The 14,612-nt window shown below is 58.6% G+C and carries 9 protein-coding genes and 1 pseudogene; 1 reads left to right on the top strand and 9 read right to left on the bottom strand.

What is annotated here, in order from left to right; all coding sequences use genetic code 11:
- Positions 1–456 precede the first annotated feature (456 nt).
- From FGD77_RS09795 to FGD77_RS09760, 8 genes and pseudogenes are all read right to left on the bottom strand, one after another.
- Positions 457–2,253, bottom strand: coding sequence for an ABC transporter ATP-binding protein (locus FGD77_RS09795; RefSeq protein ID WP_255009033.1), 1,797 nt, complete (start codon positions 2,251–2,253; stop codon positions 457–459).
- A complete protein-coding gene (locus FGD77_RS09790; RefSeq protein ID WP_255009031.1) occupies positions 2,250–3,986 on the bottom strand; it encodes an ABC transporter ATP-binding protein in 1,737 nt (578 codons plus the stop codon). The genes FGD77_RS09795 and FGD77_RS09790 overlap by 4 nt, the downstream gene beginning before the upstream one ends.
- Before the next feature lie 678 nt (positions 3,987–4,664).
- Complete coding sequence (locus FGD77_RS09785) at positions 4,665–5,084, bottom strand: universal stress protein (RefSeq protein WP_255009029.1); 420 nt, start codon at positions 5,082–5,084, stop codon at positions 4,665–4,667.
- A gap of 366 nt (positions 5,085–5,450) precedes the next feature.
- A complete protein-coding gene (locus tag FGD77_RS09780; RefSeq protein WP_255009026.1) occupies positions 5,451–6,977 on the bottom strand; it encodes a BCCT family transporter in 1,527 nt (508 codons plus the stop codon).
- 106 nt (positions 6,978–7,083) lie between these two features.
- Positions 7,084–8,241 (bottom strand): extracellular solute-binding protein, encoded by a 1,158-nt coding sequence (locus tag FGD77_RS09775; protein ID WP_255009024.1) that lies wholly within the window; start codon positions 8,239–8,241, stop codon positions 7,084–7,086.
- 934 nt (positions 8,242–9,175) lie between these two features.
- Positions 9,176–9,803, bottom strand: a pseudogene (locus FGD77_RS09770) (IS30 family transposase).
- Positions 9,804–10,437: 634 nt separating this feature from the next.
- Positions 10,438–11,031 carry an SMC-Scp complex subunit ScpB gene (locus FGD77_RS09765; protein ID WP_255009022.1) on the bottom strand — a complete coding sequence of 198 codons (594 nt, stop codon included), beginning with the start codon at positions 11,029–11,031 and terminating at the stop codon, positions 10,438–10,440.
- Complete coding sequence (locus tag FGD77_RS09760) at positions 11,031–11,981, bottom strand: DUF1403 family protein (protein ID WP_255009011.1); 951 nt, start codon at positions 11,979–11,981, stop codon at positions 11,031–11,033. Before FGD77_RS09760 ends, FGD77_RS09765 begins: the two co-directional genes overlap by 1 nt.
- A gap of 140 nt (positions 11,982–12,121) precedes the next feature.
- Here FGD77_RS09760 and FGD77_RS09755 point away from each other — a divergent pair, with 140 nt between their 5' ends.
- Positions 12,122–12,457: a hypothetical protein gene (locus tag FGD77_RS09755; RefSeq protein ID WP_255009009.1), complete on the top strand. Its 336-nt coding sequence runs from the start codon at positions 12,122–12,124 to the stop codon at positions 12,455–12,457.
- 651 nt (positions 12,458–13,108) lie between these two features.
- Here the strand turns inward: FGD77_RS09755 and FGD77_RS09750 are convergent.
- A complete protein-coding gene (locus FGD77_RS09750) occupies positions 13,109–14,593 on the bottom strand; it encodes a heme biosynthesis protein HemY (RefSeq protein ID WP_255009007.1) in 1,485 nt (494 codons plus the stop codon).
- Positions 14,594–14,612: the final 19 nt, after the last annotated feature.

Below are 14,612 nucleotides of genomic sequence, written 5' to 3'. Positions count from 1 at the left end.
CACCCTTAAAGGGATCGAAGCGCGTCCGCGAAGTATCTGCCCCAGAATGCTTCCTTTCATTCCAACGAAAAGATCGCACCATCAAACTCGGGGACGAAACACCCAGGCGAGAAACCCTTTTTTTTGCATCGCCCCCCTAGGGTGCAGATTGGAACAGGAAAATACCTGACTATAATACTAAATTATACCTTGAAGGCCATCGATCACTCTGACATGCTTCGGCCAGGCAGCAACGCCCCACGCGGGCCCGTTCTGGCCACGCGTCCATGACGCGACGGCGATGAACTAGCAAAACCGCGCACGCGGTCGGACGATTGTCGTGATGCTGCACGACCTTAGTCAGGCTTGTCGTCATGGCCGAGGGCAAATCGTGGCCGAGGGCGCCCCCGTTGCTGCAACGTGTCTTTGGGCTTGATGTGATCATCATGGATGACCCCATCAGCCACGCGCCGCCGATCAACTGGCCACAGACCATTTTTTAATCGCACCCTGCGCGGCCCACATCCGGGCGTAGCGTCCCCCTTTGGCCAGCAGCTCTGCGTGCTTTCCGGCCTGCGCCAATGCGCCCTGTTCGACCACAAGGATCTGGTCCGCGCCAAAGATTGTGGACAGCCGGTGCGCAATCACGATCACCGTTTTGCGGGCCACCAGCGCATCAAGCGCGCGTTGAACCGCCAGCTCGCTTTCGGTATCCAACGCCGCAGTCGGTTCGTCTAAAATGATGATAGGCGCATCCTTAAGCAGGGCACGCGCGATTGAAATCCGCTGCCGCTCGCCGCCCGATAGCCGCCCGCCGATTTCACCCAATGGGGTCTGCCAGCCCTGCGGCAGCCGTTCGATGAAATCCAGACATTGCGCGGCCTTGGCGGCCGCGAGGACCTCGTCATCGCTGGCTTCAGGGCGACCCAAACGGATGTTCGCAAGAACCGTGTCATTGAACAAATAGACATCCTGAAACACAACGGAAATCAGGCTGTTGATACGGTCCGCCGGGATTTGGCGCAGATCAACGCCACCGATCGCCACCGCGCCTTGCTGCGGATCAAAATGCCGCAGAAGCAGCCGGGTCAGCGTGGTCTTACCACAGCCCGACTGCCCAACCAACGCGGTTAGCGACCGCTCGGGCAAATCGGCACTGAACGCGCAGATCGCCTGCCTGTTTGCTTGGGCATAGGTGAACCCGACGTCCTGAAACCGGATCCCGTATTCCGTAGGGACCAACGCGGGCTGGGTTTGGGACAACGGCTGCGTCGCCATCAGCGCACCGATCCGTTCAAGCGCGGCTTCCATTACCTCTAACATCGCGGTGTATAGGATGAATGTCGAAAGGGGTTCGGACAGCCGAACCACAATCACAAAGATCGCGCCAAGCGTGGCGGCATGCAGGCTTCCTGCGACCACAAGCCATACCCCGATACCCAACACCACGACCAGACCCAGTTCCACAACGCTTGCGACGATGATGTTCGGCTTGGCGCCCTTGCGATGGCCAAAGGCCTGTATCGATTCCAGCTTGTGAAAAGTCTGCGAAAGCCGCTCTGCCTTTTCGCCGGCGCGCCCAGCGGCGCGCAGAATCGCAAGACCTTGCGTGTATTCCAACACATCGGCGCTGGCCTCTTGGTGCGCTTGGCCCAAAATCCGTTTACCGCGCCCCAACGCGGGCCTGCGCCAGCGATAAAGCGGAACGATGGCCGGAAAGATCAACAGCAGCAACACCCCCAGTCGCCAGTCAAACAGCACAATCCCCAGCGCCGCGCATAGTGGCGTCACGATCGCCGTGAACACCAAATTTAGCACAGTCAGCGCATAAAGCAGGTTCTCGTCGACATTGCCCAACACCATCGAATTCAGTTCACCGGCACGTTTGTTTTGCAGTTGCTCCAGTGGAATTTCACGCAGCTTTGCACCTAACTGTCCGCGCAAGCGCCACGTCGCGCGCACCATGCGCCCATCGAAATCAAACCCTTGGGCGAACCAGCGCAACGCCGATGCGGCCCCCATGAGGGCGATCATGACACCAAACCAAACCAGCGCACGGCCCAGGTCAGGGTCCGTCGCGGCAGCGGTAAACAGTGGTGCAATAGCGGCCAGGCCAAACCCCTGAAGGGCGGCGGCGGCAATCAGCCCTGCCAGCGATCGGCGCAGCCCGGGCGCGGCTTGCGGCCCGACGCTTGCGGCAAGCTGGCGAAAGGTCGTGACAAAAGAACTCGCGCTTGTATTGCGCGGCGGTACATTCGTGGCTTTCTGCATCATTTCACCATCCCGTGCGCGGTCGCATCTGGGGTTCGTGCACCGCCCAGTGACCAGTTTTGCGCCTGTTCATAATTGTTCCAAAGGCGCGCGTAGACCCCGCCCTGCGCGACCAAATCGTCATGGACGCCACGTTCGGCAATCTGCCCGCGATCGAAAACCAAAATCTGATCCGCATCACGAATCGTCGCCAAACGATGGGCCACCATGATGACGGTGCGCCCACACATCAGTTCAGAAAGCGCCGCAATCAACTCGGCTTCGTTTTCCGGATCAGCAAAGGCCGTCGCCTCGTCAAGGACCAGAATTGGGCGGCTTTGCAACAACGCACGCGCAATCGCGATCCGTTGACGTTGGCCACCCGACAAGAAAACACCGCGTTCACCTACTGGTGTCTCGTATCCCTGCGGCAAGTCGCGAATGAACCCATCCGCTTGCGCAGCGGTCGCTGCGGCGATCACTTCGGCATCGCTCGCCTGGGGTTTGCCGATCCGAATATTCGCCGCGATTGTGTCAGCAAATAAAAAACTTTCCTGAAACACAAAGGCGACGTGTTCCATCAATTGGTTCGGGCTCATGTCCCGAATATCGTGCCCCCCCAATGAAATAGCCCCCGCAGTCACATCCCAAAACCGCGGGACCAAACGGGCGACGGTCGTTTTGCCTGCGCCTGAAGGGCCAACGAGCGCGGTAACGCTGCCCTCTGCGACCGAGAAACTGATATTGCGCAGCGCGGGGTCCAAATCAGAACCATACGAAAACGTCACATTTTCAAACCGCAACGCTGGCGCATCCGGGTCCAGCATTGGAGGCGTGTGCAATTCTGCCTGTGCGCCCTGTCCCAGTTCGGGGGCGTTCATTACCTCTTCGATGCGCGCTACGCTTAGGGCGACTTTCTCGATCATGTGGCGCAGCATCATCATTGGCATCATCGCCTCGGCCATGCCGGTGCAAATCAACAGCACACCCAGCCAGCGGGACACAGACAGATCACCCATCGACGTCAACCAAAGCCCCATCCCCAACACAAGCGTCAGCGTCGGCATCGGGCTTAGCACCAACCACGAGAACCGCGCCGGAAATCCGGCGGCGCGGTACCAATCCAACATTACCGTTAGATAGCCGTCCAAAGCATCTTGATACCGCCCAAAGCTCATCTTGCCGCTGTCAAAGTTGCGCACGACCGGCATTGCCTGAACGTATTCCACCACCGCGGCGCTGACTTTTTCGCGCGCGGCATTGTATTTGCGCACCATGTCGCGACGCCGCCGTTGTGCTCCGCTCAGGATACCGTACCCCAACCCCAAAACCACCAGCGTCACCAGCGCCAGCCGCCAATCCAGCGCGACCAGCAGCGCCAGCGTGACCACCGGCGTCACGTAGGCACGTGCATAAAGCGGCGTACTGTCCGCCACAAAGACATGCAGTGCCTTCACATCGTCATGGATCACCTTGGCCAGCGCGCCAGCACCCTGTGTTTCAACATACCCAAGAGACACCCGCGCCAGACGTTCGGCCAAGCCGGTGCGCAAAACCCGCTCTAACCGGAAAGCCGCATAATGCGCCTGATTAAACGCGCCGAGCCGGGCAACATAGGCAGCCACGGTGCAGATCGCGGCGCCCGCAAACCAAAGCCAAGGCACCGTATTCGGATCCGCAACAAGGCGCTGAACAACCATCATCAGTTGTAACATAACTGCCAGCCCGAACACCGCCGAACCGGCCGAAATCGCCATGGCAAGCTTAATCTGTGCCTGAACGGGTTTCAGTATCCGCCAAGGCGAAGCACGTTTTTTCCGCGGGGTCGAAACAAAATTTTCAGGGGTCTTTGTCTTTACGTGCGGGTCGGCCTTGCACACCGCCTGTGAGCTTACCTCATCGATCGCCATTGCCTGCCTCTTCATGCTTTATGCGGTCTGTTGGCTAGGCTTTCGGCAGTGCCGCAGCGGCATGGCTGATCGAGGCGGACGTTAACAACCGCACGGTCCAACTACAAGCACCCGGTTCGCGTTCTGTTGCGTTAACGGCGTCAGGGTTCTGATATTATGTATAGATTGGTCTGTGCGGCTCTCTGATGACGCGGCATCCAGTGGCATGTGGACGAAACCTGCGTTCGCGGGAACGGCCGCTGGTGTTATCTGTCGCGCGGTTGTGCGGCAGCGTCTCATTGCCCATTCTGCGGACACGCAAACCTAAAGCGTTCCGCCTTAAACTTGAGGCACTCATTTAAGGCGAAATGCTTTAACGCAACAGAACCAACCGACACGGACGCAATCCACGCGCCGTCGATGTAGAATTTGCCCAACATGTTCCATGCTGGCCTCCCTCTGGCGTAACGCCTTGCCGCAAGGGGCTGGGCAGGACAGGCCTATGCGGTCTTGCCGGATCTGTGCAGGGCAACGCCGGCAGAGACCCTAGCGGACCACCAGAACCGGAACCGGGCTATGGCTGACCACTTCGGAGGTCTGGCTGCCCAGCAGCAGGCGGCTGAGGCCGCGGCGCCCGTGCGAGGCCATGACGATCAGATCGCATTTCAGCGTTATCGCCGCATCGACGATCGCCTCGGCGGGGGTATCGTCAACGCCCTGATGCACCTGGATTTCGACGCCGTGCCGCTGGGCGGCGGTCTGGGCGACCGTCAGGGCGCTTTCGGCATGCTCGCGCTGCGCGTCGTTCCAGGAATCGAAGGTTGCCGCGCTTTGCAGGGGGTAGGGCTGGCTGACGGTGATGACCGTGACCTTGCTGGCGTTTTCCTTGGCCAGGCCCAGACCATGTTCGACGCCCCTCATGGCCAGTTCGGATCCGTCGGTGGAAATCAGGATGTGCTTGTACATTGTGGTTCTCCTTGTGGTGTCAGGATGCGCTGACATACGTCGGCGGCGGACCCGGTTTTTCGCGCTGGCTTTGGCGTACGCGTCTGAACAGGTTTCGGCGCATCCAGACCGCCGATATACGAATATATTCTACCACCGATCAGCCCCACAAAGAAGTAGAGCGTGGCCGGGGTAGGACACGTGCCGATATATCAGCGGCGGGCCTCGTACGTGATCGAAGGCAACCAAACATGCACCAAAGCGCAAAAAAGGGAACGGTTGAAACCGTTCCCTTTTGATCCGACCGGCATTTGCCGGTGGTGGTTCAGGTCGTATTGGGCGGAGCTATCCGCCCAATACCATGGTTCCGATTGTGGCGAGATCGCCTTAGCGGTTGAGGAACTCCATAGCGTATTTGTCCTCAACATCCGGTACCGGGTGATCTTCGTGAAGGGATTTCACGATTCCGTAGATCATCAACAGAATGATCACGGCGATAGGCAATCCGGCCACGATCGACGCGGTTTGCAGGGCGCTCAGGCCACCTGCCAGCATGAGCACACCGGCCACGATGCCCGACGTCAGGCCCCAGAAGATCCGGAACTTCACCGGCGGGTTTTCATCGCCCATCGACAGCATCGTACACATCACCAGCGTGCCCGAATCCGACGACGTAACAAACCACGAAATCAAGAGAACCGTGATCAGTACAGTGATCGGATAGGTGAGCCAAGTATAGCCAAACCCCTGGACCGTTGCGAAGACGCCGGATGCATAGTCATTGTTGACCGCATCCACGACTCCGGCCTGATAGAACAGGTCCACCCCGGCGGCAGCACCGCCAAAGACCCCCATCCACAGCGTCACCACCGAGGTCGGGATCAGCAGAACGCAAAAGCAGAACTGCCGGATGGTGCGGCCTTTGGAAACACGCGCGATGAACAGTCCCACAAACGGGCACCATGCAATCCACCAGCCCCAGTAGAAGAGCGTCCACCAGCCCTGCCATTGCACTTCAGGATCGCCATTGATCCAGAAACCCATCGGGATAACGTTCCAGATGTAGTCACCGAAACCTGAAATGGTGAGGCCCAGCAGGAATGCTGTTGGCCCCAGGATGATGAAAAGCACCAGCAGGCCCATAGATGCCATGACATTGACCTCGGACAGGATGCGCACACCCTTGCCCACACCGGATGCCGCTGACGCGGTCCCCAGACAGGTGATGATCGCCACAAGGATCAGCTGATTGGTCTGCGTATTTGTCATCCAGCCGAGATTCTCGAGGCCCGCGGCAATCGGGGTAACACCCAGACCCAATGACGTGGCCAGACCGAAGATCGTGCCGAAGACACCGATGAGATCCACCAGATGCCCCAAGGGGCCATAGATGCGCTCTTTCAGCACCGGGTACAGCGCCGTGCGCAAGGTCAGCGGCAGGTCGCGGCGATACGAGAAATAGGCCAGACTCAGCCCCACCAGCACATAGAGACCCCAGCCGTGGAACCCCCAGTGGAAGTTAGTGACAGCCACCGCCGAAATCGCGGCATCCACGCTGCCCGCTGCCGCGCCCGAACGCTCCATGAACGGGCTGCCCTGAATGTGGGTCATCGGCTCGGCGACGCCCCAGTAGATCAGGCCCGATCCCAAACCCGCGCTGAAAAGCATGCAGATCCACGAGAAGGTGGAGAAATCGGGCTCGTCATCGTCCTTGCCCAGCTTTACATCGCCGAACCGGCTGATCATCAGCCAGATGACAAAGAAAAGCGCGGCATTGACCACCAGCACATAGAACCAGTCCATGGTGCCGATAATAAAATTCTTGCCCGATGCAAATACCTCGGAAGACCGCTCCACATCCATGATGGTAAAGGCGACAAAACCTATGATCATGAGCATCGACAAGATGCCCATCAGAGGGTTCATTCCCTTGAATAACCCCGAACTGGCAACCAGATTATCTGGTTTATTAGATGATTCTTCACTCATTTTTTGTTACCCCTTTTATCCTGTTGGCGGCTCAACGAACCGTTCCCGCCGGACCCTGTCGCGCCCCGGCTGACATCCAGATGTCGAACTTTTCCTCCAATCGGGAATGGTTTTCGGCCCACCACCCGGCGTCTGACAGGATATGTATCTTGTCTTCATAGGCTGGTCCGTTCGGGATCTGGTTCAGCGATTCATCAGACAGTAACGCCAGCGACGATTTTCGCGTCGGGCCGTTTGGCAGATAGGACACCATCTCGGCCAGGGCTTCGGTGCTGCTGGCATAACGGATGAAATCCATCGCCTCTTCCTTGAAACGGCTGCCCTTGGGAATGCCGAACAGGTCTACTTCCACCACACGGCCATCCATGATCACGGTGAAGTCTGCGCCCTCTTCCATTGATGCCGTCATCCCGGTTGTGGCCCAGATCATCGACATTGCAACTTCGCCCGCGTTCAGCATCCGCACCGGCTCGCGGCCCGCTTGCCAGAGTTGCAAGCCCGCGCGGATCGTTTCCATTTTCTTGAACGCGCGCTCCACCCCTTCGGGTGTTTCCAGCGTTGGATAGACGTCCTCGCGCGGCACACCGTCGGCCATAAGCGCCCATTCCATGATCACCGTCGGATCATCACGGATCGCACGCGCGCCGGGGTAGGTGTCCACGTCAAAGAAATCCGCGATGCTGGTCGGCGGATTTTCCTGAAAGTCCGGGTTGCTGTAGGCAAAGGCCGTTGCCCAGACGATCACACCCACACCGCATTCGTTCAGCGCGCCTTCAACGAAATCATCGCTGGCCGCGCTGCCGTCCTTGCCATCAGGCAAATTGATATCCGAAAGATCTTCCAGCAGCCCCTCCTTGCAGGCCCGCAGGCTATCGGCCTGGGTAAGGTCAACCACGTCCCAGATCACATTAGCGCTTTCCACCTGATCGCGAATTTCATCGATGCCACCATTGTAGCGCGCAACATTGACGCGAGTGTTGGCCTCGCTTTCATACGGGCGCACAAAACCCAGCATCTGGCTGCGCATGTAAGGGCCTGTCCACGACGTGAAGGTTATTTCATTCTTATTGATCGCCGTCCCGGTCTCGGTCGTGCTTTGCGCTGAAACAGCTATGGGCAGGGCAGCCAGCATCAGCCCGGCAAAGGACATCCTGCGTCGGCTAAGCACCGTCTTCCATGAAAATCTCATATTATTCCTCCCCTATTTCAGGCGCTCGGTCGCCTATTTGAGTCGCGCACGCGGCAGTCCCGCAGCAGTCGGTCTTAGGAGTTCGTCAAACTTCAACTAACCTGACGTTAACCACGAAGCAGCTTGACTTGGGTGGTCGAAGCCCCGGTACTGTAAATCGACACAAATGCCCGAAAACCGACATTCACCTCACTTTTTAGCGCGGCCCGGCACGATTCCGGGCACCCAAAATGCGCGGGCAACCGCAGATCGAAAAAATGCCGTCATCGGATTCAGGATGGATCAGGTCGGCCTGAGGGCTGCTATCAAGGGGTGTTGATGGCTTCAATGCGCTGTTGGTTTTTGGAATATATGTCGCAAAGATTCACAAACAGACACCGACGCATTTGCCGCAAATACACGCCTTTTCGTTGAGCCCAAGTTCTGAGAAGCCCAGCTATCGTGATCACAACTGACGGTGCCGGATCTGCAAGAAGATACTGCACCGATATGCGGCGATTGGTCGGACGGAGCCCAAGGCAGTCACCCATCATTGCTCAAGCGGGAGGATATATCGCGCATTTGACAACGAGGGTTTCCGGCCTGCATGCTCCAACTTGATTACGTGCGCTGAGAAAGGCCATGAGTCCTGCATTGCTTAGAACATCAGACCGAAGTGAATCTGCTAATGTCCTGAGCGGTCTGACACTTGGGTCAGGTTCCACATTGCTTGAGGCCTGTCTCAGGCGCTGCGACGAAGACGGAAGACCAGCCTATTTGGAGTCAACAAACCCAGCAAATTTGTCGCTGCATAAACGTTATGGTTTCAAAGAAATGGGCCTGATCAAAGCCGACCAGGCGCCCCCCTGTTTCCTATGTTTCGAGCCGCCCAATAGCGATTGTTCAAACGACAGCTTTGTCGCAGCGGGTTCAAAGGATCGCGGCAACACACTGTTCAAACTTCTCTGGCTGGTGTCTGATATTGCAAGGTCTTTCTGGGCCGCTCGTTGAGTTGCCTTGCGATGGCGCTCAGTTTGGTTTGACTAAAGCCTGATATATCAATGCCTTCGGGAACGTATTGCCGAAGAAGACGGTTGGTGTTTTCGTTGCTTCCTCTCTGCCACGGCGACTGTGGATCGCAAAAATGGACGTCGATATTGGTCGCCATTGTGAACTTACGGCGCCCTGCCATCTCTGACCCGCGGCCCCATGTCGGCGACCGATACAGGTCCTTGGGCAGCTTGCGCGCCTGATTAATAAGGGCGGTGATGACGCTTTGCCGCCCACTTTTCCTGCGAACCTCTCGGCTGATTGTCGAAGGCGACCGTTTAACGGTTCGCGTGATGGAGCGAAGCGAGTGTTTGGTCACGAGGCCTCGGGAAATCTCCTCGCGTTCAATCAACCTCAAGGCGAAACGGGATCGGCGGCCGGATGCGTCCTGTCCGTGCCAGATACGGGGAGACCGACGACGAGGCGCGATCAAAGCTACGCCTGATCGGACTCAGCAACTCTCCCCGCTGCCACCGATCCCACATTTCACACTTCTGTTTATCGGTGTAAAATGCGCGCTGAAGATACTTCATGCTGGACACTCCATCTTTCTCAATAGCCAAAGTAAAGCGGCCACCCGTTGAACTCACACGCCGAGATGCCAACGCTGCGATAAGTCCCAGTATTGTAGCTGACACTGGGCGCCAACAACTTCAAATCGCATCACACTCGGTCTCGCCGAACGTCTCTCGATACCCGCCCGTCAGGACGGTCTCAGCTAGATCATTCCCTATGATCATGTGATCCACGAAAGGCTTCTGCGCCGCGCACGCTCTGTCGATGAATCTTGATTTCTTGCCCAGAATTTCAGTTTGCGAGAGCGTCAGAAGCCTGATGTCCTCCATCCGACCGGCGAGGGAATCCGCCACCCTCGGTATTGTCATAAGGCTGGCCGATATAGTGAGCGGAATTCTTCCCGGGGTCTTTTCATCATCCGACCCATCCTGATCGCCGGTACAAGATCGGAGTCACGATCCAAGCCCCGGACAAAGCCGACCCGGTCATCAACTGCTGACCTGACGGCAGATGTCGCGCACACGCAGGCGCATCTGGCCGGTGAGCACTGTGAAACAGTACTAGGTTGACCAGATCAGATGATACCGATGGTCAAACACGCAATGCTTGCCGGTGTCATATTGCATGATCGTATCCTCCGGGGCGTGGATACTAAAAGCACAGACCTGATAGATCGTGTTCAGACAGGTCTCGCAACGTCTGCAGATCAAACGTCACCAAGAACTCATCCGTAGTCACAAACGTATGCGGCGCACCCGGTCGCGGGCTTTTCGGTCCATTGCCAATCAGTCCCTTGTAGCGCAGCCGACCGAGCAGATCGCGGTTGATCTCCTTGCCAAAGATGTCTGCCAGCCCGGCCCTGTCAATCGGCTGGTGGTGGGCGATGGCACAAAGCACCGCCATCTCCTCTTCCGAGAAGTTGTGCTGTTGCTCCACAACGTCAGCCGATTTTCGGATCGCCGTTGCGTAATGTGACCGCGTCCGGAACATCCAAGCACCCGCAACGGGAACGATCTCATAAGGCTTGGCTTTCAAATCGGCCTGAATGTCTTTGATGAGCAGATCAATGTTCGCACCCTGCCCCACGACCAGTTGTAACGCCTCGCGCCCCACCGGTTTGCTGCTGGCAAAGATCACCGCCTCGATGCGGTTCATCCATTCGCGCCAGCGCAGTTCTGCTGGCAGTTCGTCCAGTTCGCGATCCAGCACCTCCAGGTCTTCGTCTTGTTTGCGCGCCACCACCATTACGCCACTCCATAGAACCGGAAGGTCGCCCGACCAGTAAGTTCGCGGATGACGCCAAGCCCGATCAGACGTTCGCACAGCCGCCGCGCAGAGCGGGATGTCATGGGCGTTTTTGACCCGCTTATCGTCGGCGACAACATAGTAGATGGCAGGACCGCGTCTTCTGTCAGGAAGAGGCTGATGGCCTCGTCCGCCCCCTTAGACCGCAGCCTTGGGGCAACATCGCGAAGCCGGGCTGCGCGCCGCGCCAGATCATGCGCCAATCGGACAGCATCCTGCGCGGCGTCCGCGATAGCGGCGTGACACGTGGGTCCAATATCCCCCCCTTCGCTGGCGGCGCGCAAGATCTTGCGATTCACATGCAAACCGAACAGCGGCAGCGGTCGCGCCCAGCCAAGCGACCCGGCCAGAACGATGTCGGCGCAAAGGAGGCCGACTGCTTCCTGCCGCGGGAAGGTTCGAGCGATCCTGGTCATGATCGAAACGGATTTCGCGACCGGGTTGCCCTGCATATTTTCGGTCTGATCAACCCAGTTCGGGAGGTGCTCTTGGATGTCTTCCGACATCAAATCCTGCAATCGCCCTTGCCATCCGGCATGTTGGAGAGAGATCGCCGTGCCCAGGCGCCAGAACGCCAGCATATCGCCATCAGGGCCCATCGCATCCCCGGGGAGGGTGAGAAGATAGGCATCGCGCAGCTCGGCCCCCGTCACCCGCCTGCCCTCGATCTTGCTGCCGTTGACGGCGGCGCGCAGCGCCATCCGGCTCCTGAGAAGATCGACCGGCACGCCACGGCCCGGGTCGCAGAGCAATACGTGCAGCAGCGAAAGCGACGCTCCGCTGGAAAACGCAGCGTCTTCACGGCAGTCTGGCGTCGGTCGGTCGAAGATCCAGGACGGCAGGATCGGGTTTGGGAGTGCGTCAGGATCATGTTCAGGCAGCTGGGTCATGCAAGTCAACCTATCCCATAACGGCGCTTTATGCTATTGGACAGGTAGAAAACCGCCTCGCCTCGCGAGATCCTTGTACGTCCAATAATCTGAATTATCGGAGGCAAAGGGATACTCTTTGGAATGGCTCAAAAAATGGAATGGCTCAAAAAATCACCGGAAAAATTCGAGAAATCATCCTCGGATGCAATCTGTGCGGCCCTCCCCTGCGAAAGCAGCTGAGAGATGTCGCCCGGCTGATCAAGGTGCAACAAACCTGCCCAACATCGATCTTGATGAACCACACCGCAAAAGCAGTGACCCGTCGCCCATGTCTGTCCCCGCGATGGTCGCAGGCTCCGGGAACGCTCGACCGGTTGGTCGACACCGCCCGCGGCTACGCACGCCAGGCCACGGCGGAAAATACCAGTCTCGCCTACAAGACGGGCTGGACGCCTTTCAAAAGCTGGTGCCGCCGCCGCCCCTGCCCCGTCTGAGGAGCTGATTGGCCTTTGTGTTGCCAACGGCACCTACATCCCATCTTCGAAAGCCTTCGGCCCGCGCAAACGACGGTTCGAAGCATCCCCAAAGATGGTGCCAAAACTATCGCCCTTTTCTGAATCATCCGGCGTCGAAGCTGAGGGCTGCGCTGCTTTCACAGTCGGATGCGCCGCTTACCATCACAGGCCAACACCCTGTGATCGTGTCGACGTCTGGATTGAAACCATGATAGACCCGCAGATAGTCAATATACTGCTTCAAACCTGGTCAAACGTAATCTCTAGGCCCTAGGGGTCACGTGAAGGCGGATCTGAGGTTGATGTGTTCTTGCTCTCTGCACTGCGAGCGTGAGCGAGCTCTTTCACTTACCTGATACCAAGTGCGGCTACCTTCCCCAGCGTCTTCGCAGAGGTTTTTTCAGTCGGCTTGAAGCTCTTGATAAGCTTGCGATCGGTCTTCCGATTGCGCGCCTGCTCTCCTGTCTTGCAAGGGGTGTGATATGCAAGATGCAAAACAATCGAAACGCGGTTGAAAGGCCGGAACTTTATCAGATCAATACGAATGACGTGCTTTACCGGCTGTGCGTCAGCGACCTCTGGCGGGCGCTTCGCTGGCGGCGCTATCGCACCGCCAGCGAAGCGCCAAGTCTATTTTTCAGCCTTGGCCTCGCCTGCTGCGCCATCAATTTCAGGTGGGCTTGGGTCGATGATTTCGGCATCGACAACGCGGGCGACGTCCCGGGCGCTTTGATCATTCAGGTCGCCCATTATCAAGGGCAGCATCTGGACCCCGGTGGGCGAGATGACATCGCCCTGAGGGGGCGTTTTCCACGCCAGCGTGTCGAAAGCGCCGCAATTCTCGCAGGCGGGCGCCCATTCGCCGTGGATATGCTGACAATTGTTGCAGATCCACTGGGGGCCGCGCGGGGCGGCGATTGCGCGGGCCAGCCAGCCCTTGACCACGCGGTCGGGGGCGCCCTCGCCCCGCTCGATCGCGGCCATGATGGTCAGAACACGGGCGTCGGGATCTTTTTCCACCAGATCGCCCAGCGCGCGGCGCGCGGTGGGGAAATCTTCGGCGGCGAGGTTCAGCTCGGCCTCGACCAGTTTCGTTTCGCGGTGATCCGGGCGCGCGGTGAACAGCTTGGCAAAACGTTTCAGGCGCTGCTGCGGCGTCTCATCCGGCGCGATGGCGGCGAAGACGGCGGCCAGGTCGGGATGCGGCTGCTGGTCCCACGCCTTGCGAATGACGCGGGCGGCGTAGCGCGGCGCCCCTTGGGCGATATAGCTGCGCGCGGCCATGACGGCAGCCGGGATCAGGTGAGGCGACAGGCGGTTCGCCTGAATCGACGCCTCGCGCGCTTCGACGGTCTTGCCCTCGACGGCGATGTCGCGCGCCTCGGACAGGGCCAGAACGGCGTCGCGGCGTTTGTGTACGTCGCGGGGAATGTTGCCAAATTTAAGCTTGGCGTTGAGAGTCGTGCGCGCGCCGGCCCAATCCTCCTGGCCGGTTTGCAATTTCAGCAGCGTGTCCTGAATTTCGGCATGCGCCGGCTTCAGGCCAAAGGCCGTCTGCGCCAGTTTCAGCGCCGTGTCGGTATCGCCATCGGCCAGTTTCTGACGCAGGATGCCGCGCACCCCGACAAAACGGGTGCTGTCATCCTTTAACAGGCGTTTGTAGACTTCTTCGGCCTTGGCGCGATTGCCCGCCATTTCGGCGGCCTGCGCGGTTACGAGGTTGGTCAGCGCCGGTTTCTTCAGGTAACGCTCGGCGCGGGCGGCGCGGGCCATGGCCACATCCCCCTCGCCCGATGCGAGGGCCAGCATGCCTTCGGACAGGGCGCGATAGCCTTTTTCCTGCCGGTTGCGGTCGAAATAACGCGAAATCGCGGTTTCATCGCCGTTAATGAATTTCAGCACCGCGATCAGCAATGCCGCCAGCCGCATCAACAGCCACAGGCCGAGGATGATGATCGCCAGCCCCAGAACCGCCTTGAGCGGCGTCAGGTTCAGCTCGACCCCGGCCATGACGATACGCACACCGCCATCCAGTTCCAGCAGATAGGACGCGCCGAACGTCACCAGAACCACGAGGACCAGGAAAACGACGATCTTGATGATTGACCACAGCATTTAAGGCGTGCCCTTTCGG

The organism is Roseovarius sp. M141, from assembly GCF_024355225.1.
Classification (GTDB): Bacteria; Pseudomonadota; Alphaproteobacteria; order Rhodobacterales; family Rhodobacteraceae; genus Roseovarius.
This window is presented reverse-complemented; position numbering and strand designations above follow the sequence as displayed.